The organism is Shewanella sp. 10N.286.52.E4, assembly GCF_041468785.1.
GTDB lineage: Bacteria > Pseudomonadota > Gammaproteobacteria > Enterobacterales > Shewanellaceae > Shewanella > Shewanella electrodiphila.
This window is the reverse complement of sequence record NZ_JBFRJJ010000006.1, coordinates 77,632-101,130: the sequence shown is the minus strand read 5'-3', so window position 1 is coordinate 101,130 and position 23,499 is coordinate 77,632. Positions and strand designations below refer to the sequence as shown.

The window sequence follows — 23,499 nt, the reverse complement described above, 5'->3', positions numbered from 1 at the left end:
AGCTCATAGCTCATAGCTCACCAGTAAAATAAAACTAACTTTGAGCAAAGTAAGTACTTAGGAAAAGTTTAAATGACCTTCGACACAGCAAAAATAATCTGAGACAAGTGCGCGTGAACGACGAAGAATGATAGTGGATAGCTTTGAGACTGAGAAGCTTTGAGGCTTTAGCAAAAAGAAGTTAAGAATAGAGGTAGAATGGAGATAAATAATTAATTTTAAGCAAAAAAAAACTGTAGTCAAAGACTACAGTTTTATTTAATTATCTAGCCGAAGCTAGGAATAATTAAACTACAGTTACGTTCTCAGCTTGAGGTCCTTTCTGACCTTGAGTAACAGTGAACTGAACTTTTTGACCTTCGTCAAGAGTTTTGAAACCGTCTGAGTTGATTGCACGGAAGTGAACGAATACGTCTGGACCAGACTCTTGCTCGATAAATCCGAAACCTTTGTCAGAGTTGAACCACTTAACAACACCAGTAACTTGAGACATGATATAAATCCTGTATATAAAAAATAAAGCCTTAACGGCGGTAGAGCTGAAAATGCCGGTTTTACTTATGTTCACAGGACGAAACTGGTCGTATTGAAACACATAAACTAAGCCCAACCTTCAAGCCCGATAGATTATGAACCTTTCTACGGGGATGTCAACTAACATCAACATTTTAATTCAATTAGTTATTACCACGCTTAAAATTCGCGAATAAGATAACGGTTTAAAACTAAATATCAGATTCAAAAAGTAAAATAGCAAATTTAGATGACAAATCAATTACGTTGATGAATTTCAATACTAAAGTCTAACTCGCAGCTAAGTCCTTGTTCTGCAATTTGAGCCTTTTGCTCTTGGGTCAATTTCCACGCATAAGGCGTCATATTCAAAAAGTGTTCAATATCAATAGGGTCTGATAACACTAGTGGGTACTGCAACCTTTCTTGATGAAGACAAGTAAAGCCATCAAGCTCAGCTTTAGCCTCTTCATGGGGTTTGGGCTCACTATAAATGATCTTTTTCATTGCAAAGTGATGCATGGGACCAGGAGAAACCGTGATTAATACACCGTCTTTTTTTATCACTCGTTGCAGTTCATCAATTTTTGAAGGCGCGTAAATTCGCATCGCTAAATCGAATATTGCATCCGCAAAAGGCATTTCATAGGCACTTGCGACACAAAAATCTAATTCTGAATATCGTTTAGAAGCGTATTTAATCGCTGATTTAGAAATGTCTAACCCTTGCAAGTGGCACTGAGCGCCTTCGTCTTCACTTTCAGTTGTTTTAGCGCTTTGCTGCATTGCTTTGAATAAACGATGACTGTAATAGCCTTCTCCGCAACCTATGTCTAAGATTTTTTGAGCATCAGGACTAAATTGAACAGCCAGCTGATTAACTCTGTCACTGAGCTTTTGGTAATAACCTTTATTCAAAAACTCACGACGGGCAAACATCATGGTTTTATTATCACCGGGATCTTTAGAGTTTTTCTTTTGAACAGGTAGCAAGTTGACATAGCCCTCTTTGGCACAATCAAACTGGTGGCGGTTCTCACACTGCCAAGATTTTGCGTTAAGTGTTAAACAAGAACGGCATATTGGACAAATATATTGCATCAAATAACTCTAATAAGAATGATTAAAGAAGTGTGCGTCTCATTGTTTTAAGATTAATGAGACCCAAATAAAAGGATTTTACGCAATGAACGTGGAAATGTCAGGTATCTTCAGTGAGCTTATCAACCATTAAGCTGACATCGGCTGGTGCAAGTAAGCTAAAACATTCTAATTTTCGTTGTAAGTCTTCCACATCCTTTGAAAGCTCATTAGCTGCTGATGCATAATTGGTTCTTTGTTGAGACTGGCTATAGGTTCTTAATAACCATTGCTGCTTATGATTTAACAAATTATCTAGCTTAAGTAGCTGAGCTGCAATAATCGCATGCACTTTGTTGCGTTCTTCCGCAAGGTACAGATTAATATCTGCCCGCACCTGCTCAATTTCACTGATATTAATTGCTAAGTTTTCAGGAGACTCTTCATAGTCGAAATTTCTCGCTAAAATGGCTTTTGCCATCATCAACTCTTTCGGCTCTTGGTTTAAGCGCAAATCGCTCTCTAGATTGATTGATTCACAAACAGACTGTAAATAGCCTATGTTTATCTGCTTTTGAGGTGTGCCTTCAGCTGTGAAAGATAAACCAATGCCTTTTCTTAATAACTCAGCTGATATTCTTGGTGCAACTCCCACTCTGGCATATAAACGAAAGCCTTGGCCAAATGTACGCTTAAATTCAGCTTTTTCGGGCTGTTCAACAATCTGTGAATCAATGACATCGACTTTAAAAAATGGCTGACAAGTCAAAATAAAGCTAGAACACTGCTCATCTTCTGACTCGCAAATGATAATCTCGGCTAAGGGCTGGCTTAATGCTGGTAATAAAATAAAATCACTAACGTCATCAGCAAGCGCAATTAACAGGGTTTGTCCTTGGTTAATTTGATACTTAACTGGTTGACTAAATAAATGATTATACATACTGACTCCTGTGATACTTTTCAGAGTGTAACCAGCTAATTCGATTACGTCACCCTATTAAAAAGCATTCAATCAGTTTTGTAGCCTGTAAACATTACTAATTAACAGTGTTAAGATATTTATAATTCAAAATTAGGATACCGCGATATTATGGCAAGTGCTTTTCAACCCACTCTTTTCTGGCACGATTACGAAACTTTTGGCGTCAGCCCAGCAAAAGATCGCCCTTCACAGTTTGCAGGTATTCGTACTGATTTAGATCTTAATATTATTGGCGAGCCTGAGAATTTTTATTGCAAACAATCAACTGATTACTTGCCATCACCTGAAGCTATTTTAGTTACAGGTATTACGCCTCAGTTAGCCAATCAAAAAGGCATGGCTGAAACTGAGTTTATGGGCCGTATCAATAGCATTTTTACCGAACCTAACACCTGTGTTGTTGGCTACAACTCTTTACGGTTTGATGATGAAGTAAGTCGTTATGGCTTTTATCGTAATTTTATCGACCCTTATGCCCGAGAATGGCAAAACAGTAATAGCCGTTGGGACATCATTGATTTAGTCAGAGCTTGCTATGCCTTTAGACCAGAAGGCATTAACTGGCCTCTCAAAGAGGATGGCTCGCCAAGCTTCAGATTAGAAGAGTTAACCAAAGCTAATGGCTTAAGCCATGAACAAGCTCATGATGCCATGAGTGACGTGTATGCCACGATTTCGATGGCAAAATTAATTAAAGAAAAACAGCCAAAATTATATGAGTATTATTTTGGTTTACGTAATAAGAAAAAGGTCGCAGAGCTAATTCAAGGTGACTTTATGCAGCCCTTGGTTCACGTTAGCTCGAAAATCAGTGCGGCAAATGGCTGTGTCACATTAATCGCCCCTGTTGCGCCACATCCAACCAATAAAAACTCGATGTTATGTGTGAACCTAGCAATGGACTTAACCCCATTAATCACGCTTTCAGTAGAGGAAATAGTCCAGCGAATGTACACCCCGCGCAGTGAGCTCGCACCGGATGAGTTACCTATTCCACTTAAGCAAATCCATTTAAACAAATGCCCATTTATTGGTACACCTAAGCTACTCACCGAACAAGTCGCTGAGCGTCATCAGTTTGATATGGAATTTGCACGCTCACAATATAAGTTGTTTAAGCAACACCCAGAGTTACGTGAAAAATTACAGGCGGTGTTTGAAGTTAATGATCACCCAGCAGCAACAGACCCTGATTTAATGCTTTATAGCGGCGGCTTCTTTAGTCATGCCGATAAAGGCAAAATGGAAATGATCCGCAATACCAAGCCAGAAAACCTTGCCGCGCTGCAACTTGATTTTGAAGATGAGCGTTTAGGACAAATGTTTTTCCGCTATCGTGCGCGTAATTACCCTGAAACCTTGAATCATGACGAATCACTTATTTGGCGAGAATTCTGTCAACAACGCTTGTCCGATGCTGATTATGTGATTAATCTCGAAAACTTATTGGAAGAAACCAGCGAGAATGAGCACAAGCAGAAGTTATTAAAAGCGCTTTGTTTATACTTGCAATCACTTTAAGTGTTGAAGTAAGTAACTTACATTGCACTTATCGTTAAATAAAAGGAATTGCTCATGCAAAACCGTTTCATTGATAGCATCACCCAACTACCTAAGCCGGTAGCCACAGCCTTAATCCCATTACTCAATGAAGATTTTTGCGGTCATATCGATGCCAGTCAACTGGCAACACTGGTAAAAGCCAGTGACATGACAGAAGAAGCTTTACTATTAAGCTTGTTACCCATCGCTGCTGCGCTAGCTAAACCTAGCATCAGTGAATTCTATGTGGGCGCGATCGCCAAAGGGGAAAGCGGTGATATTTATATGGGGGCAAATTTTGAACTAGCCTCTGAAGCGCTATTTCATACCGTTCACGCAGAGCAAAGTGCCATTAGCCATGCATGGTTAAATGGCGAACAAAAGATTGTTGATATCGTGGTTAACTTCAGCCCTTGTGGCCATTGCCGTCAATTTATTAATGAATTAGTTAGCGGCATTGATATTAAGATTCACTTACCAGGCCAGCAGCCACAATTGCTTGCTCATTATCTGCCTTATGCCTTTGGGCCAAAAGATTTACAAGTGACTAAACCTTTATTGTCTAAAAGCAATATTGAATTTAGCTTGAATTCAGACGACCCAATGATCATTGAGGCGGTTGACCAAGCAGGGCTAAGTTATGCGCCCTACACTAAAAACTTTGCCGCTGTGGTTATTGAAACCAAAGACGGTAGAACCTATTGCGGACGCTATGCAGAAAATGCGGCATTCAACCCTTCAATGATGCCAATGCAAATGGCACTGTCGAATTTAATTCGTCACGATCGTGACTACAGCGATATTAATCGTGTGGTGTTAATTGAGTCATCGGCAGGGAAAGTAAGCTTAGTGAATGCGACAATGGACACTTTACAAGCTGTTGCAGCAGTAGAGCTTGAGCACATCGTCGTAGACCCAAGTTAGGCAACACTTTTTACACTTAAATGAATCTAAAGCTAATTTAAGGTTAAAAGCTAAAAGCGCATTGGTTTATAGCAATGCGCTTTTTTCATTCAAAATCGTAACTACTGATTTGTACATTAATTAAATTAGCCAATATGGCCATATTGATTACGAATTTAATTGCACAAACGCTGTAATTCCTTACACTCTTCGTTTTCCTTTTAAGATAATCCATACATGCCTGATTTAGCCATATTAGCGGTATTTATACCGACCTTCTTTTTTGTCTCAATTACACCTGGTATGTGCATGACTTTAGCCATGACACTCGGGATGAGTATTGGTGTTAGGCGCACTCTATGGATGATGTTAGGAGAACTCGTTGGTGTCGCATTAGTGGCCATTGCTGCAGTCATGGGTGTTGCCAGTGTCATGTTAAATTACCCAGACGCTTTCGCTATTTTAAAATGGATTGGTGGCGCATATCTCGCTTACATCGGCATCAACATGTGGCGTTCAAAAGGTAAAATGGCCATTGTTGAAGGCCAACAAACCGACTCATCAATCAGTAATTATGCACTTATCTCACAAGGCTTTGTGACTGCCATTGCCAACCCTAAAGGCTGGGCTTTCATGATTTCATTACTACCACCTTTTATCAGCGTCGATAAAGCCGTTGCCCCACAATTATTTTGGCTGCTATCAATCATTATGCTCACTGAAAGTGTATCAATGCTTGCCTATGCAAGTGGCGGGAAAAGCCTACGCATGTTTTTATCACGCGGTGACAACATTAAGTTAATGAACCGTATTGCTGGCAGCTTGATGATTGGTGTGGGCTTTTGGCTTGCGCTGGGATAACCTTGCAAATAATCTCGACGCCTACTGGTTTTAAATGTTGACAACAAAACAGGTAGATAGGTAAATATGGAAAAAAGAAATAGGGAAATCAATGCCTAGAGTGAAGCTTACTGGCTATATACAATTTCCGCACAACACCACTGCAAACGAATTAGCAGATGTCCGTTTTGAGTTAGTAAAGCACACCCAACTCACCTTGAATGAAGAAGGTTGTATCAGTTTTAGTGTCACTCAAAGTCCCGTAAATGACTTAAGATTTGATGTTAATGAGGAGTTTGCCGATAAAGCCGCATTTGAATTTCATCAACAACGAGTCCAGCAATCAAACTGGTATATAGTAAGTCAAACTGCGACTCGTCATTATACGATTATCGACAGTTAATCTTTTATGCGGCCAGTTGATAATATGGCTTGACGCAGTTTCTACCGCTCTCTTTAGCAACATATAAAGCTTTGTCTGCTCGAATAAGTAAGTCTTTTAATTCGGTGGTGCTTTGAGTCTTATCAGCAAGGCCAAAACTGGCTGTACAGGTTAACTTGCTTGATTCAGATAGGTTAATTTTACACGCTTCAATGTGTTCTCTCATCCGCTCAGCAACTTTTTCAGCATCTTGTATCGACGTATTTGGCATCGCCACAATAAACTCTTCACCACCAATTCGGGCACATAGATCATTTTCACGGCACAACTTTTTAATCGTACTGGTCACTTCAATTAAGCATTTATCTCCAACTAAATGGCCATGTTGATCATTAATTTTCTTGAAAAAATCCAAGTCTAGTAAGACTAATGTAAAAGGGAGTTTTTTCTCTACGGCATCATCAAACAAACTTTTGCCTTCTGTAAAAAAGTGGTGTCGGTTAGCGAGTTGGGTTAACGAATCTGTGGAGGCTTGTAATATCAATAATTTTTCATTCTTATCGATTTGTTTAGCAAAAATGTACAACACAAAAATGACTTCTAACATGGTAAAAAATACCACTGATTGATACAAGATGTGATTCATTTGATCTGATAGCTGTATTAAAGGCGCATCATTTGGCGTGTTTTCACAATAGAAAAACAAGACTAACGCCGCTAGGCTCAAGCTCACCTGCTCTACTCTTTCACGCAACTCAAATAAAAGAAATGCCCCCGTTGGAACCAGGAAATAGTACAAATGAAATCCGCTAGCATTCGTCACGTAGACATTAGTACACACCAACAGGTGAAACATTAACACACTAAAAAACCATATTTTAGCCAGTCTTGAATGATGCGCAGCCGTAAAAGCAATTGTGCACAGATATGCAATGGTAAAACCAAGATTGATAAAGCCAACAAGCGTGTTTTCAAGTAAGAAAATATAATTTAATGAATAAAGCAAAGAAATAAAGACTGTGATTAAGCCGATTATATTCATTGTTCTCGTGCGATTAGCCGATGAAAAAGACTGTTTACTGGTGCCCAGGCTTATAATTTTTTTTAGATTCATATGGGTAACTAAGTAAGTTAACGACTTGTAAACTTTAGCACGTTTATTCTGTCTATTCTAAAAAGGCCGGTTCTGAAAATAAACAGCTTATTATTAAGTCTATGTGGAACTGTTGGCTAGCCACTTCTTAAAATTAGAAGTTATGAAAGTTAAAACTCTTGAAAGTTAGGAATCTTGAAAGTTAGGAATCTTGAAAGTTAAAAGTTTTGAAAATAAGTGGCGATGCCAAGTCATTAACTTTAATGGCGAAGATAAGGGTTTTATTCATTCATCGCTTTATTAATTTAGTGTCTAGGGGGCAGAATTAATTTAGTGCATAGGGATAAGGCACTTTATTGTAAAATGTCCTTTTCTTTGTAGGGCAGCTTGCAAGCTAAATCCTGCATATATTGCTTTATATGTTGCTGTTCTTGTTGGCAGTAATGATAAATCGCTTTTCTGAACTCGTCATGTGCTACTTCGTGGTTTGAATAGGTTTCAACAGGCTCAAAACCCCGTGCTACTTTGTGTTCACCTTGCGCGCCGGCATCGAAGACGGTTAATCCATGATGAATAGCATACTCAATGCCTTGGTAATAACAGGTTTCAAAGTGCAAGCCATCGACTTCCTCTAAACAGCCCCAATATCTACCATAAAGATGGGTATTGGAGACAAAGTATAATGCTGATGCTATAAGGTTATTTTGATCGTTGGTCACTAATAACAACCTAACTTGCCTGCCCATTGAACTGGCGATTTGACTAAAAAAGTCAGCATTTAAATAGCCTGTATGACCTGAGCGTTTTAGGTAGGTTTGCTGGTAGCAATGCACAAAACCTTGCCATTGTTCTTTGCTTGCCTTGTCGCCATCAATAAAGTCATAGTTAAAATTCGCCACAGCTTTACGTTCTTTTTTAATGGCTTTTCTTTTTCTAGAGACTAACTGCGCTAAAAAGTCGTCAAAGTGCGGGTACTGTTTGTTTTGCCAATGAAACTGCGTACCTAATCTCGAAATTGTCGAATGGCTTAAATGCTTGAAATCATTTTGAGGTAAAAATAAACAATGCCAGGATGAGAACTGCTCATTTTTTATTGTTTGATTTAAAAAATGAGTGATTCTATTCAGTACGACTTCACGACTCACCTCTGATATCGACGAAATCATACCTATACGTTGACCCGAAACTGGCGTAAAAGGAATTGCAGCTACGAGCTTAGGATAGTACTCAAGCCCGTTGCGCTCATAAGCTTCAGCCCATGCCCAATCAAACACATACTCCCCCCATGAATGGGATTTTTCATAACAAGGTAAAATAGCAATAACATCACTATTAGAGGTAATCACAAGATGTTGTGGCCGCCAACCAGAGTCACTGCACACACTCAAACTTTGTTCTAATGCCAATAAATACTCGAATTGAGTAAACGGATTATCGTCAGTAAACACACGACTCCATTTTGATTTACCGATACTTGCAACTGAATCATAAAAATTAAGTTGGATATCTTCACTCAAAAACTCTGACATATTTCCTCAAAAAGCGGCATTAGATATTGTGTATTAGATCATACTTATGGCACATTGCAACCTATCAATGAATTTACAAAGGACTGAAAGTGGGTATTTTTTCTCAGTTTAAACCTATCGCTATTTCCACCAGCATTGCCATTGCACTCAGTTTAACTGCTGCATCTACAACCAGCGTAAGTGCTGCTAACGAGCAATCTATTTTCAGTCGCGCTGCCACAGCTCAACCCATTTGGGCTAAAAATGGCATGGTTGCCAGTCAAGAATCACTTGCAACCCGCATTGGTGTCGATATTCTCAAACAAGGTGGTAATGCTGTTGATGCTGCCGTTGCTGTAGGTTTTGCACTGTCGGTCACCCTTCCTCGAGCCGGTAATATCGGTGGTGGTGGTTTCATGATGGTACATTTAGCTGAAACCAATAAAACCATTGCTATCGATTATCGTGAAACGGCGCCAGCAAAGGCACATAAAGATATTTTTCTAGACGAAAAAGGCAATGCAAACCCTAAATTAAGCCGCGAGCATGGCCTCGCTGTGGGGGTACCTGGTACGGTAATGGGCTTAGAACTCGCGCTAACCAAATATGGCACTATGAGTCTTAAAGATGTCATTAAACCCGCCATCGGGTTAGCTAATGACGGTATTGTCATTAATTCAGATTTGGCAGATTCATTAGATGGCTTAAAGCGCCGCATCTCTCAATGGCCAAGTTCCGCTGAAATATTTTACAAAAAAAATGGTGACAGCTTTTTGGTTAACGACAAGCTGGTGCAAACTGACTTAGGGCATTCTTTATCACTGATTGCAAAGCACGGCAGTAAAGGGTTTTATCAGGGCGAAACCGCTGAGAAAATTGTGAGCGCGATTAATCTAGCGGGCGGGATTATGAGCCTAGATGACCTAAAAAATTATACCGTCGTTGAACGAGAGCCCGTTCGCGGCAGCTATCGAGGTTATGAAGTCGTTTCTATGCCACCTCCTTCATCAGGCGGTATTCACATCATTGAAATGCTCAATGTGCTAGAAAACTACCCAATTCAAAAGCTTGGTCATAACACTGCACAAACTTTGCATTTAATGACAGAAACGATGAAACATGCCTATGCAGACAGAAGTGAATATTTGGGTGATCCAGATTTTAATCCTGTGCCAATTGCTGCATTAACTAGTCAAAAATACGCAGACACCATTGCAAAACAAATCGCTTTTAATAAAGCCACTCCGAGTGCTGAAATAAAAGCTGGCGATATTGCGCCTTATGAAAGCGATCAAACCACCCATTATTCTGTTGTCGACCAATGGGGAAATGCGGTTTCAAATACTTACACCCTAAACTTCAGCTATGGCTCAGGCCTAGTGGCTGCTGGCACAGGTATCTTACTTAACAACGAAATGGATGACTTTTCAGCAAAGCCTGGTTCGCCTAACGGTTATGGACTGATTGGCGGTGAAGCAAATTCAGTTCAAGGGAATAAACGACCTTTAAGCTCTATGAGTCCTACCATTGTGATGAAGGATGGAAAACCATTTCTTATCACTGGCAGCCCTGGTGGTTCTAGAATTATCACCACCACGCTGCAAGTCATCATGAATGTCATCGATCACCAATTGAATGTGGCAGAAGCGACTGCAGCGCCGAGAATTCATCATCAATGGCTACCAGATTACATAGGCGTTGAAACCAGCCTTAATGATGACACCATTACCTTACTTGAATCTAAAGGACACAAAGTGAAAAGATCCAGTGCCATGGGAAGCACTCAGTCAATATTAATTAATGAACATGGTATTTATGGCGCTTCAGATCCAAGGCGCGCTGGTTCAGAGACTCTTGGGCATTAAAGTGTTATTAATCTGAAGGGGTTAAACACACTTTCTGATTAGATATGTTGCGGTAGATAAATTGAGTAATGGTTAATCGTTAAATTGATTAATCGTTAAATTTATCTACCCTTCAATTTTACCATCATCACACTATTTCAAACACTCTTGTTTCCCTCAATTGCTTTGACAATGTTAAACACTATCTTTTAACACAATCACTCAAACTTCCCTCCTTTGAATAAATAAACTCCACCTGCTGCAATAAATAGAAATCATTTTCATTTACAAATGTAAGTTTTTACCATTTAACTACATACAATAAATATTAAATCGGATGTTCCATCTAAAGTTTACAAACTAATTGCCGATACTGTTCCTAAAGGAACAAGCGTTATAAATCAATATCAATTAAAATATAAACCAGCAACATAAAATAACATTACTATTTAAATTAATCTTTATGAACAATTAAACACAGGCATTAAATTGACACCGACAATTATTTGACGAACAAAGACTATATTCAAAATAATCAAATACACGTTTAAAAAATGAGATTTATTTCAAAAAAATCTTTTTAACAAAGAACAGCATAAGCCATTGAAAACAATATTATTCACCAACAACATAAGTTAAAATAAAGTAAAACACCAAGAAAGCTATATTTTTAGCATAAAAATCATATTATTATATGTGGAGTCCAGAACAAACTCTTAACTTTTACACAAACTTTAGCCTGTAGGATCAAATTTTAATGCAGTTAAACAGCTTAAAAATAAAGCATCGGATCGCTTTATTAACAGTCGTTGCCATTTTTTCGTTTGTTATATCTTTAGTTATTAACAATCAAAGTGTGCAACAAAATGCTGAAAGACTAAATGGACTTCAATCTCAACTATATCCAGTGTTAAATTTGGCCACTATTAATAAAGGCTTACTTTTACAACTTGATCAAAATATCCAGTCAGCTGTGACAACGGGTGAAGAAGATAATTTGGTCACTGCTGAAAATATGGTTACCCAAATAAATAACAACTTAAACTCTGTTAAATCTTTACTAGCATCTGAAGTGAATGATGCAAATAAAATGCAGCGTGATTTGAATGTTTATTATGACAATGCCAAATTACTGGTTGCTGAATTTTTAAAAGATGATGTCGACTTTAATAATATAAAGCGTCAAGCGGCTGATAACGCAAAACGTTACGAGCAACTCATTGAAATTTTTGATGAAAAACAAGCGCAATACTCACAAGAATTTGAAGACAGTATCCAAACAACCCTTGAAAGCTCAGATAGTGCAGCTAACTTTATGCTCACGATTGGCATTGTAGCCGCAGCATTTCTCATTGTGGTCGGCTTTCTGGTTAACCGTTCAATCATTGTCACTATCCAGAATGTCACTGACTCTTTACAAAACATTTCTGAAGGCGAAGGCGATTTACGATCTCGTATCGATTATCAAGGTAAAGACGAAATTGCCACCTTAGTACATTGGTTTAATCAATTCGTATCAAAACTCCAAGTTTCGATTGCTGATACAAAAAATACCACTGAGAGCTTAAGTTCAGTATCACATACCCTTCTCGAGAGCTGTAAAAACAGTGAAGTCACTGTTCAACAGCAAAATGAGTCCGTTGAACAAATTTCGCACGCCATGCGTGAAATGTTTGTCAGTGTGGCACACATTGCTGAATATGCCGCAAATGCTGCGTCAGAAGCTGATAATGCTAACAATGAAGCACAGCAAGGCCAAGAAACCGTTGCTCAAGCCATTACGACCATCAAAAAGCTAGCAGAAGAAGTGCAAACAACGGCCGTAGTTGTCAATCAACTTGAAGCCTTTACCAGTAACGTAAATGACATACTCGATACCATTCGTGGTATTGCAGATCAAACCAATTTACTCGCATTGAACGCAGCTATTGAGGCGGCTCGTGCAGGTGAACAAGGACGAGGCTTTGCAGTTGTGGCCGACGAAGTAAGAACGCTTGCTTCTCGTACACAAGCTTCAACGCAAGAAATTCAGCAAGTATTGCAAGAGCTTCGCTCTACGTCGACCCAAGCGGTTGATGCAATGCAACGTGGAATAGAAACCGCTGAAGAAGGTGTTAAAACCACTTCATTAGCAGGGGATGCATTAATCAATATCACCAGTAAGGTCAGTGCAATTACGGTCGTTAATGATCAAATTGCCGCTGCAACTGAAGAACAACACAACACTTCAGAGCTTATACAGCAGTACATTGCAGATATTGAAACCAATGCCGCTAAAGTAAAAATGACCACGGATGAAATGGGCGGGATCAGTTATGACATTGAAGGTGTTAGTAAACAACTTGACGGCATAACAGGTCAATTTAAAGTCTAAAAAATAAAATATTAAGTCGATACAACGAATATCAACTTAAACAATGATGAGATGAACAGGAGTTACACCATGAAATTCAATTTGAAAGCGCTACCTTTAGCTATTTCAGTCGCTATGCTGCCTGCATACGTAGTTGCAGAAGAAACCAATGATGAAAAAATTGCCAAGCTTGAACAGCAAGTTCAATCATTACAAGCTAGCCAAACAGCGAGTTTGACTGAGCGTTTTAGTTTCAATGGCTTTATGACAGGTGCTTACATTACATCAGATAACAATGCGGGCTATGCTGGTGCAACAACTTCAGCTAATTTTGATGATGGCAGTAAATTTGGTTTACAAGGTACGTTTGCTATTACAGATCAAACTCAAGCAGTCATGCAGTTAATGATGAGAGGCGAGAATGACTGGGATGTAGAAGCTGAATGGGCATACGTATCTCATCGTTTTGATAGTGGCCTTCAAGCTCGTGCTGGTAAATTACGTGTTCCATTATTTATGTATTCTGATTATTTAGATGTAGGTTACGCTCAACCTTTCGTACGTCCGCCTTCAGAAGTATATGATGCAGTTCCTTTCACTTCTTACACTGGTGGTGATGTAAGCTACGATGTCGAATTTGATGATTCAACACTAACTTTCCAAGCATTTGGTGGCCAATCTGAAGATTCGGGTATTGATATTAAAAATATCCTAGGTGCTAACGTCAACTGGACCGATGAAACATGGACATTACGTGCAGTATACGGTCAAGCAACACTCGATGGCGATGTTACTCGACAAGTGAAACAAGAATTAGCACCAGGTGCTGATGTAGATGTCACAGTGACACTTTTAGAAATGAACAACGAGGATGCGACATTCGCTGGTGTTGGTGCTAGTTATGACAATGGTTCATTCCTAGCGATTGCTGAGTGGACTCGCATCGAAGTTGATGGCATATACCCAGATTCGGATTCTGGTTACTTAACACTGGGCTACCGTATCAATGCTTTCACACCTTATGTGACAGCCGCTTTTTATGAAACCCAAGATAATGATACACGTAAAGTGATCGATGAAACTTCAGCTATTCACGCAGCGATATTTAATGGTGAACGTACTTCTTACAGTGCGGGCCTGCGTTGGGATGCACTTGACAATTTGGCCGTAAAATTTGATGTCACATATTCTACTGATTTTGGCGATACATCGGGTGGATTAGATAGCAATATTGCTCAAGAGTTTGATGACACCACTGTTTATACTGTTCAATTTGATGTTGTATTTTAAGGAGCGATAAAATGAAAAAAGTATTATCTATTTTAGCGCTTAGCGTTTGTTCAATGATGTCTGCGCAAGCTGCGGTTGTTGTTATCGGTGCACCAGGTGCTGCAGATATTTCAGCATCTGATGCTAAAAAACTTTTCTTAGGTAAAGGTTCAAAATCTGCTGTTGTTTACGAACTTGATGAAGGTAACGCAACTCGCTCTGAATTTCATAGCAGCGTTACCGGCAAGTCAGACTCTCAACTTAAAGCGTTTTGGTCAAAACAGGTATTTACTGGTAAAGGTAATCCACCTGCCACTGTTTCAAACGCTGCGGCGATGAAATCAGCTGTTGCTTCGAATCCAAATGCAATTGGTTACATCGATGAAGCTGATGTAGATGCAAGTGTTAAAGTGATTTTAAAGCCTTAATGTTAAGGCTATAGCTTTATAAGCTATTTCAATTCTTCCCCCTTCCATTGAAATAGCTTAAAGGGATCTGATGACAAATCAGGTCCCTTTATTTTTTGTTACAAACTAAAACAAGTTTTTGACTTTAAATCAGTAAAATAATCACAAATACCCCTCTAAAAATGATATATAAAAAGCTCAAAATGAAAATATAGAAGCTTAAAGCCAAAAAATCGCTCAAAAGCTCATTTTTAAACCATTCTTATGCAAACAGGGAATAAAATATGAAGGGATTAACCCTCAAGCCGCTTGTTTCAGCCATGGCACTGACGTTAATGTTAAGTGCATGTGCGAACGATAACGCTCAAACGACCACAACAACTCAAGCACCTAACGTTATTGCAAACAATATTATTGAGCAAAATGCCAATAACCCTTTCTTTAAGCCTTATGGCACGTTTATGGAAATCCCTGATTTCGATAAAATTAAAGATGAACATTATTTACCAGGATTCAAGGCGGGTATTGCAGCCCAACAAGCTGAAATAGCCGCAATTGTTGCCAACCCAGAAGCTCCAACTTTTGAAAACACTATCGAAGCGATGGAATTTTCAGGAGCGTTGCTAACTAAAGTTGCCAGTGTGTTCTACAACCTAACAGGTGCGCACACTAATCCTGCGATTCAAGAAATTTCAAAACAAGTGTCACCGATGTTGTCATCTGCAAGAGATGACATTTCACTTAATGACGACTTGTTCAAGCGTGTAAAGGCAGTTTATCTACAAAAAGATGCATTAAACCTCAACACTGCTAAAGCTAAATTATTAGAAGATACCTACAAGCGCTTTACTCGCGGCGGTGCAAACTTATCAGCTGAAGATAAAGACATCTTACGTGCGCTTAATGAACAAATTGGAAAACTAAACCTTGAGTTTGGCGATAATTTATTAGCTGAAACTAATGCCTTTGAATTAGTTATCGACAATGAAGCTGGTTTAGCTGGCTTGCCACAAGATGTGATTGATACTGCAGCGGCCACAGCGACAAAACGTGGCCATGATGGCAAATGGGTATTTACTACACAGCGCCCTTCTATTACGCCATTTTTAACTTACGCTGAAAACCGTGATTTACGTGAAGCTATTTTTAAGGGTTACATTGAAAGAGCTAATAATGATAACGCTAATGATAACAAAAAAGGCTTAGCTAAAATTGCAGCGCTTCGCGCTGAAAAAGCAGCATTAATGGGTTACAAAACCCATGCTCACTTTGTGCTTGAAGAGCGCACAGCAAAAACACCTGAAAACGTGTATGGTCTGCTTGATAAAGTATGGCCAGCAGCACTGGCGCAAGCCAATGCTGAAGTGAAAGACATGCAAGCATTAATTGATAGCCAAGGTGGTGACTTTAAGCTTGAAGCATGGGATTGGTGGTATTACTCTGACCAAATTCGTGTCGCTAAATACAGCTTTAATGAACAACAAACACGGCCTTACTTTTCGTTAGAAGCGACCTTAGATGGCGTATTCTATACTGCTAACCGTTTATTCGGTATCACAGTAAAAGAACGTACTGATCTGCCTAAATATCACCCAGATGTTAGAACATGGGAAGTCTACGACAAAGATGGTTCTTTCTTAGCAGTATTTATGGGGGATTATTACGTTCGTGACAGTAAACGTGGCGGCGCATGGATGAATTCATACCGTAAGCAATACAATATGAATGGCATTGATTCTAAGCCTATTATTGTTAACGTTTTAAACTACCCACAACCAACTGGTGATGAGCCTTCATTACTTACATTCGACGAAGCTAGTACCCTATTCCATGAATTTGGTCATGCCCTTCACGGTATTTTGTCTGACGTAGAATATTCTTCACAAGCGGGTACGGCTGTACCACGCGATTATGTTGAGTTCCCATCACAAGTGATGGAAAACTGGATGACGCAGCCTGAAGTATTAGCTCAGTTCGCTAAGCACTACAAAACTGGCGAAGTGATTCCACAAGAGTTGGTAGAAAAAATTCAAGCAGCAAGTAAATTTAACCAAGGCTTTGCCACGGTTGAGTACATGGCGGCAACCAAATTAGATTTAGACTGGCATACACTCAATGAAAACACAGTGCATGATGCCGCTAAATTTGAAGCTGAGTCACTTGCTAACATGGGCTTAATTAAAGAAATCGCCCCTCGTTATCGCAGTACTTATTTCTCGCATATTTTTGCGGGTGGTTATTCTGCGGGTTATTACAGCTACTTGTGGTCTGATATCTTAGGTGCTGATGCATTTGAAGCATTCAAAGAAAATGGCATATTTGACCCAGCCACTGCGCAAGCATTTAGAGACAATATTTTATCTCAAGGTGGTAGCGCCGACCCTATGGATCTGTACCGTCAATTCCGTGGTAAAGATGCGGGTATCGAGCCACTGCTAAGAAGCCGTGGTCTTTTAGAAGACAAGTAAACACGAGCTGAATTTAAAGGCGCTTCGGCGCCTTTTTTATTTAAGCCGCAAAAGTCGTTTTATAGTCCAACAAATACAAAACACCTTTCCGAACAGTCACTAATTTAGCCCCTCCTGAAGCTAGAATAACCAAACGGGAGCTAATTCCAGAATAAAAAACCAATTATTAACATTAAAAGCAAATGAATTACTTTTTTTTAATTAATTGTTCTTTTGTCGCAACACTGTAATTCACTTTGTATATAATTCATGACGTTTAATGCAGTGAAGGTAGTTCTGCTTTATTCACAACAATAATGGAGCACAAAAAAACAAGCTCCGGGGTCAGGAAAAAGAGAGAGTCATATGTTAAATAAAAAAGTTTTAGCAGTCGTTATAGCGGGTGCTCTTGGGATCAGTGGTTGTAGCTCATCAGATGATAACAGTGTCAAAACTGTAGAAGTTGATTTACGTATTATGGAAACCAGTGATATTCACGCGAATATCATGGATTACAATTACTATAGTGGCCAAACTGATAAAACCATTGGTTTAGCTCGTACCGCAGCATTAATTCACGAAGCCCGTGAAGAAGTTACCAATAGCGTATTAGTAGATAATGGTGATTTACTTCAAGGCAGCCCTATGGGTGATTATATTGCTCATGAGTTCAAATCAACCAACCAGCTAACTGATACTCACCCAGCTTACAAAGCAATGAATACGCTTAATTATGAAGTCGGTAACATAGGTAATCATGAATTTAACTATGGATTGGACTTTTTAGATCAGGCTACTGCTGAATCAAATTTTCCTTATATTAGTGCCAATGTCTATTGTGAAGTTGACGATTGCTTCAGAGAAGTTAAAGCCGGTGAACCATTATTTGAGCCTTACATCATTAAAGAGCAACTAGTCGTTGATAATAATGGCGATGAACACACCATAAAAATCGGTTATATCGGTTTTGTTCCTCCACAAATTAAAATTTGGGACAAACAAAACCTTGATGGCAAAGTCGTTGCACGAGGCATTGTTGAATCAGCTGAACGTTATGTGCCTCAAATGAAAGCTGAAGGCGCTGATGTTATTGTAGCGATCCCTCATTCAGGTATCGGTTCATCTGAAAATCCAAGTGATATGAGTGCAGAAAATGCAACTTGGGCTTTAACAACGGTTGATGGCATCGACGCTATCATGTTCGGCCACAGTCACTCGGTATTTCCAAGTTCTCAATTCGCCGATGTCGCCAATGTCGACATTGAAACAGGTACAATTAATGGTGTAGCAGCCGTTATGCCAGGCCGTTGGGGTGACAACTTAGGCGTTGTGGACTTGACCTTAGTACAAGAAGACGGTGCATGGGCAGTTACGAATAGCTTGTCTAAAGCACGCCCTATCTTTATAAAAGCAACTGATACTACTGAAGAGTTCTCGGTTGAGCCTGACGCAAATATCCATGCGATGGTTGAGCTTGAACATACAGCCACGCTTGAATATGTTAATGCACCTATTGGCAAGTCTTCTACAGATATGTATAGCTTTTTATCTCTAGTACAAGATGATCCAACAGTTCAAATCGTATCTAATGCGCAGATTGACGCAGTAGCAGAAGCTGCTTCAAAAATAGATGCACTTAAAAACATTCCAGTACTTTCAGCTTCTGCTCCATTTAAGGCTGGTGGTCGTCACAGCACAACTTCAGATGCTGATAGCTATGTGCAAATTCCTGCAGGCGATTTGACCTATAAAAATGCAGCGGATCTATATTTGTACCCAAATACAATGGTTGCAGTGAAAGTGACTGGGGCAGAAGTAAAAGATTGGCTTGAATGTAGTGCTAATCAATTCAACCAAATTAATCCCAACTCTACCGAAGCTCAAAGCTTAATTAACTGGGATACTCATAGAACGTATAACTACGATGTTATTGACGGAGTGAGCTATAAAATTGATGTGACCCAACCAACTAAGTTTGATGGTGACTGTGTTGTAGTGAATGCTGATGCTAACCGTATTGTAGACTTAAGTTATACCGATGCTGACGGGGTTGTTTTCACAGGTGATGAATTAGCAAGCAAAGAGTTTATCATTGCATCGAACAACTACCGTGCATTTGGTGGTAAATTCGCAGGTACAGGTGCTGAATTTGTAGTTATGGAATTACCGGATACAAACCGTGAGGCTTTAGCTCAATATATTTCGGAAGAGTCTGAAGCTAATGGTGAAGTCGACCCAAGTGCCGACAACAATTGGGACTTTGTCACCATTGATACGCCTACTAAACTTGATATTCGTTTTGAGACCCAAGACAGTGAAACGGCTGACAAATTTGTTGAAGATTATCAAGTTCGACCAATGACAAAACGAACAGACTTAACCGATGAGTTTGGCTTTGCAATTTACAATATTGACTTACAGCAGTAATTCAATATTCACATCAGGTCTAATAATACGCAATTCATTGAGTTGTTGATGAAAAACAGTAAATAGACAGTAAAAAGGCGCCTTAGGCGCCTTTTTTAATTAACATTCTAGTCAGTTAGAACAGTTAATCATCCAACTCAAACAATCTAGCCATGGTTTTTATATGATTTAGTGGCACTTTGTGACTATTCCTTTGGGCACATAATTGTTGATGTTGAGCATCCTTTGGGCTCCCAATCAACATCACCCTTACCTGATAGCCTAACGACTTAGCAGCAGCTTCGTAAGCCATGAACTCCCATTTAGCCACATTGGTATTGTCACAGATCACTGTGGGTTCATTATTCGCCATCGCATTTATAAATGCGGTTAAATTTGCTTGATGATACTGACTTAGAAGCTTAGGGTTAAATTTGTAATGCCCCTCTTTTACAAAAAAACTATCGGTTGAGAAATAACCGTACTGCTTAATATGACTAGCTTGCTCAAGACCCAATCCTTTAAGGTAAGTATTCACCCAATAAGACTTACCGCTTCCTGGCAAGCCACGCATGATAATTGCCAGTTTGCCTTGTTGGTCACTCATATCGTTTCTCGTTGTAAATTGTTAGCAGAATTAAGGGCTAGTTCGTTAAAAACAAGGCTCAGCTAGTACTGTTATCAAGCAGACAAAACACTGGCTAGTTGCTGATTAAAAGACTGATTACCGACTGTCTCGCCCGCTAAAATAGTATCAACCAACTGCGGCACAATATCACCCGCTTTACCGGTTAAATGATATTGAAACTGGCTATGCCTGTCTGCTTCGACTAAATTGACTTCAACTGTTTGCGCACCATGGTGATTAGCACTATCAACAAACCCAGCAGCAGGATAAACCGTGCCAGAGGTACCAATAGCAATAAACAAATCACAGGTATCTAAAGCATCGTGGATCCTATCCATGCCAAAAGGCATTTCACCAAACCAGACAATATGCGGTCGTAAGCGTTTAGCCGGAATACAACAGGTACAGCAGTTATCTTCACTAAAAGGTTCACGTAACACAAAAGTCTGCAGTGATTGAGGACAGCGTCCTTTAGACAATTCCCCATGCATATGCAGTAAACGTTTCGAGCCAGAACGCTCATGTAAGTCATCGACATTTTGAGTTATCACCAGTAACTTACCTGGGAATTCCGCTTCTAATTTGGCTAAAGCATCGTGTGCAGGATTAGGTTTAACTTCACCACTGTGAAGATTCTCCCAGCGGCTATTGTAAAACCTTTCGACAAGGTCAATATCACGAGCATACCCTTCTGGTGTTGCTACATCTTCAATATGGTGTTGTTCCCACAGACCATCTTGGTCACGAAAGGTCTTAATACCAGACTCAGCTGAAATACCTGCGCCAGTTAAGACCACAATCTGCTGATACATATTGATTTCCTTATTTTTATTATACGAAGCCAGATGCGAATACCATATCATCAAGCAACAGGTTTCGTCTTTAGCTTTGAAATACGATCTGAATGACGTTAACGCTTATACTGATATAAATACGCAATACACTCAATAATCCCTTAGTATAAGTAAGACTATTGTCCATTTATTAACTTAACTGTTCGTTTTGAGCAAAAGATGGAAGAAAATTCATAGTTATATACCGATTAACTTCGATGAAAGGTTCCAGTTTGGTATTACACCACATATAATGATCTCAACTATCCACGGAAGAACCGCTAAGGTTCTGCAATCAAGAGATTAGCAATGACAGATGGAAATCAAGCACTCAAAAAAGCAGGATTAAAAATTACCCTGCCACGAGTCAAAATTCTAGAATTGATGCAAGCCCCTGAAAACCAACATATCAGTGCTGAAGATTTATACAAAAAGTTACTCGATATTGGCGAAGAAATTGGCTTAGCCACTGTCTACCGTGTATTAAACCAATTTGACGACGCTGGCATTCTAAACCGTCACCACTTTGAAAGTGGTAAAGCAGTATTTGAAATGTCGACTCAAAAACATCATGATCACTTAGTGTGTTTAACCTGTGATAAGGTAATTGAATTTTCAGACGATGTTATCGAGCGCCGTCAGGATGAAATAGCCATGCGTCATAATATTAAGCTGACTCACCATAGCTTATATTTATATGGTCACTGCACTAATGATGAATGTGATCACGCAGACGAATAACCTTTCGTAGAACTGATTATAGTCATAAAAAAACCAGCAAATTTGCTGGTTTTTTTGTTTTACATGAATGAAAACACCTTAGAAACGGCCATTCACTCCAATACGATAACCCATACCATCTATATCTGAGTCTAAGTTTGTTTGAATACCAAAAACAGCTGCGATTCCATTTGAAATGGGTAAGTAATATTCCGACGAAATATCCCAGTTATCATTATCACTGTTATCGAAATCGTAAGAATAAGAAGTCCCAACAGACCAAGAGTCGGTAATATACCAGTCTGCTGCGAGTTCAAGTTGAGAACTACTATCTGTATTAGTTGTTTTAGATTGATAATCAGGAAAAGAAAATTCAGACTTAATTGTATAATCTGAATAAGTGTATTGACCAGCCAACAAAATACCTTTAGTCCAGCCAAAGGTAATGTAACTATTAGCTCCTAAAGTGAAATTATCTTGATCAGTATCAGATTTTTGAATGCTAGTTCCATCACTAAAGTCATATCCTCCAGATGTGTTTGAATAGTCAAAGAAGACAGAGCTAGAACGGTTAAAGTAATAACCAACTCCAACTGAATAATTGTCGCTATCGTAACTAGGATCTAATTTAAATTTTTGATAACTAGCCTTCACAAACCATTTAGAGTCAAAGACATACTCTCCATTGATGCGATAGATATCAACATCATCATTTATACCATTATAAAATGCACCGATATTAGACGTTTGACTTAAGAAACCTCTTAAAAGATAAGGTTTATTAGTTTGTGAAACTGGATCAAAGTAATAACGATAATCAACACCAAACGAGCCACTAGCATCACTTTCGGTATTATCATAGTAAGTTACACTAGCATCATGCTGGTAACTGTCATTTGCTAAAACTGAAGACGATATAGAAGTTAAGCCGACTAAAACAGCTAATTGAAGGTTTCTTCGTTGCATTTTCATTCCTTGTATTGAAAACAAGAAAGAGTCGTTGGTTTAGCTATAAATCCATTTAGCTATGAATCCATTTGGACATCGTAAAATTACGAATGACTCTTTCCTTAGAGAAACCTAATTTAATCAAAATTTAATCATCAATTCAATCATTAAAGTGACTAACTTATAATAACTTTTGATACACATGCACTTTGGCGCCTTGATATTCATTTTCTTCATGAATATGCATGCCTAACTTTTTAGCAATCGCTTCAGAGCCATTATTGCCATGTAAAATCAACGCTATAACAAGATCGATATTATATTGCGGCTTTAAAGTCTTAACCGTCGCTTCTGCGGCTTCAAAGCCAATCCCTTTACCCCAATACTCAGGGAAATATCGATAGCCAAGCTCGACCTTGTCATACTCTGGAATATATTTAGGCCCACAAAAACCAATCACTTTATCATCTTGTTTGTGGTGTACTGCCCAGCGCCCAAAGCCATGTTCTTGATATGCCGACATAATGATATTGTGGTATACCTCTTCTGCTTGACTGATATCAGTTAACGGATCTTGTGGAATGTAAGTCAGTACTTCAGGAATACTATTCATTAAATAAATTGATTCAAAATCGCCTTCATTGAATGGTCGTAATATTAATCGGTCGGTTTCAGTAATAATCTCAGCTAATTTTGGCTGTGTAATTTGTGTCATGATAATCCTTAATCAATGAGCTTAATCTATAAAAATCGATATATAAATAGAGACTTACAAATGATAATGCTTACATTACTTTG

20 protein-coding genes are annotated in these 23,499 nt (G+C 39.0%); 11 read left to right on the top strand and 9 right to left on the bottom strand.

Annotated features, from left to right (window positions below):
* Positions 1–286 precede the first annotated feature (286 nt).
* From AB4153_RS03445 to AB4153_RS03435, 3 genes are all read right to left on the bottom strand, one after another.
* A complete protein-coding gene (locus AB4153_RS03445) occupies positions 287–493 on the bottom strand; it encodes a cold-shock protein (RefSeq protein ID WP_012155714.1) in 207 nt (68 codons plus the stop codon).
* Positions 494–771: 278 nt separating this feature from the next.
* Positions 772–1,614: a 23S rRNA (guanine(745)-N(1))-methyltransferase gene (rlmA, locus tag AB4153_RS03440; protein ID WP_303514164.1), complete on the bottom strand. Its 843-nt coding sequence runs from the start codon at positions 1,612–1,614 to the stop codon at positions 772–774.
* Between the two features lie 100 nt (positions 1,615–1,714).
* Positions 1,715–2,536, bottom strand: coding sequence for a hypothetical protein (locus AB4153_RS03435; protein WP_371996387.1), 822 nt, complete (start codon positions 2,534–2,536; stop codon positions 1,715–1,717).
* A 150-nt stretch (positions 2,537–2,686) separates the two neighbouring features.
* Between AB4153_RS03435 and sbcB the strand changes: the two genes are divergently transcribed.
* The 4 genes from sbcB to AB4153_RS03415 all read left to right on the top strand — a co-directional run bounded on the left by sbcB (position 2,687) and on the right by AB4153_RS03415 (position 6,266).
* Entirely contained in the window at positions 2,687–4,099 is a 1,413-nt protein-coding gene (gene sbcB / locus AB4153_RS03430; RefSeq protein WP_371996386.1) for an exodeoxyribonuclease I, read from the top strand.
* 54 nt (positions 4,100–4,153) lie between these two features.
* Positions 4,154–5,044, top strand: a complete 891-nt coding sequence (gene cdd / locus AB4153_RS03425; protein WP_229369048.1) for a cytidine deaminase — start codon at positions 4,154–4,156, stop codon at positions 5,042–5,044.
* Between the two features lie 216 nt (positions 5,045–5,260).
* Positions 5,261–5,884 (top strand): LysE family translocator, encoded by a 624-nt coding sequence (locus AB4153_RS03420; protein WP_229369049.1) that lies wholly within the window; start codon positions 5,261–5,263, stop codon positions 5,882–5,884.
* 91 nt (positions 5,885–5,975) lie between these two features.
* Entirely contained in the window at positions 5,976–6,266 is a 291-nt protein-coding gene (locus tag AB4153_RS03415) for a putative quinol monooxygenase (RefSeq protein WP_371996385.1), read from the top strand.
* A 4-nt stretch (positions 6,267–6,270) separates the two neighbouring features.
* Here the strand turns inward: AB4153_RS03415 and AB4153_RS03410 are convergent, their stop codons facing one another.
* Both AB4153_RS03410 and AB4153_RS03405 read right to left on the bottom strand, forming a co-directional pair.
* A complete protein-coding gene (locus AB4153_RS03410) occupies positions 6,271–7,359 on the bottom strand; it encodes a GGDEF domain-containing protein (RefSeq protein ID WP_371996383.1) in 1,089 nt (362 codons plus the stop codon).
* A 332-nt stretch (positions 7,360–7,691) separates the two neighbouring features.
* Complete coding sequence (locus AB4153_RS03405; RefSeq protein ID WP_371996381.1) at positions 7,692–8,867, bottom strand: GNAT family N-acetyltransferase; 1,176 nt, start codon at positions 8,865–8,867, stop codon at positions 7,692–7,694.
* An 89-nt stretch (positions 8,868–8,956) separates the two neighbouring features.
* On the opposite strand from AB4153_RS03405, the gene ggt reads away from it, so the two are divergent.
* The 6 genes from ggt (at position 8,957) to AB4153_RS03375 (ending at position 19,593) form a co-directional block, all read left to right on the top strand.
* A complete protein-coding gene (ggt, locus tag AB4153_RS03400; protein ID WP_371996380.1) occupies positions 8,957–10,711 on the top strand; it encodes a gamma-glutamyltransferase in 1,755 nt (584 codons plus the stop codon).
* Between the two features lie 736 nt (positions 10,712–11,447).
* On the top strand, positions 11,448–13,064 hold the full coding sequence (locus AB4153_RS03395; protein ID WP_371996378.1) for a methyl-accepting chemotaxis protein: 1,617 nt from the start codon (positions 11,448–11,450) through the stop codon (positions 13,062–13,064).
* Between the two features lie 69 nt (positions 13,065–13,133).
* Positions 13,134–14,333: a hypothetical protein gene (locus tag AB4153_RS03390; protein ID WP_371996377.1), complete on the top strand. Its 1,200-nt coding sequence runs from the start codon at positions 13,134–13,136 to the stop codon at positions 14,331–14,333.
* Between the two features lie 11 nt (positions 14,334–14,344).
* Entirely contained in the window at positions 14,345–14,740 is a 396-nt protein-coding gene (locus tag AB4153_RS03385) for a phosphate ABC transporter substrate-binding protein (protein WP_371996376.1), read from the top strand.
* Positions 14,741–15,003: 263 nt separating this feature from the next.
* Positions 15,004–17,187: a M3 family metallopeptidase gene (locus AB4153_RS03380; protein WP_371996374.1), complete on the top strand. Its 2,184-nt coding sequence runs from the start codon at positions 15,004–15,006 to the stop codon at positions 17,185–17,187.
* Positions 17,188–17,532: 345 nt separating this feature from the next.
* On the top strand, positions 17,533–19,593 hold the full coding sequence (locus AB4153_RS03375; RefSeq protein ID WP_371996372.1) for a bifunctional 2',3'-cyclic-nucleotide 2'-phosphodiesterase/3'-nucleotidase: 2,061 nt from the start codon (positions 17,533–17,535) through the stop codon (positions 19,591–19,593).
* A gap of 124 nt (positions 19,594–19,717) precedes the next feature.
* On the opposite strand, the gene AB4153_RS03370 is transcribed toward AB4153_RS03375, so the two are convergent.
* Together AB4153_RS03370 and cobB are read right to left on the bottom strand one after the other, a co-directional pair.
* A complete protein-coding gene (locus AB4153_RS03370) occupies positions 19,718–20,179 on the bottom strand; it encodes an AAA family ATPase (protein WP_303514129.1) in 462 nt (153 codons plus the stop codon).
* 74 nt (positions 20,180–20,253) lie between these two features.
* The gene (gene cobB / locus AB4153_RS03365; protein ID WP_303514126.1) at positions 20,254–21,012 is read right to left on the bottom strand and encodes a Sir2 family NAD+-dependent deacetylase; all 759 of its coding nucleotides are present in this window, start codon (positions 21,010–21,012) and stop codon (positions 20,254–20,256) included.
* A gap of 330 nt (positions 21,013–21,342) precedes the next feature.
* Between cobB and fur the strand changes: the two genes are divergently transcribed.
* Positions 21,343–21,774, top strand: a complete 432-nt coding sequence (fur, locus tag AB4153_RS03360) for a ferric iron uptake transcriptional regulator (RefSeq protein ID WP_102528510.1) — start codon at positions 21,343–21,345, stop codon at positions 21,772–21,774.
* Between the two features lie 78 nt (positions 21,775–21,852).
* Here the strand turns inward: fur and AB4153_RS03355 are convergent, their stop codons facing one another.
* Positions 21,853–22,719 (bottom strand): putative porin, encoded by an 867-nt coding sequence (locus tag AB4153_RS03355; protein WP_303514121.1) that lies wholly within the window; start codon positions 22,717–22,719, stop codon positions 21,853–21,855.
* A 163-nt stretch (positions 22,720–22,882) separates the two neighbouring features.
* Positions 22,883–23,383, bottom strand: a complete 501-nt coding sequence (locus AB4153_RS03350; RefSeq protein WP_303514480.1) for a GNAT family N-acetyltransferase — start codon at positions 23,381–23,383, stop codon at positions 22,883–22,885.
* Positions 23,384–23,499 lie beyond the last annotated feature (116 nt).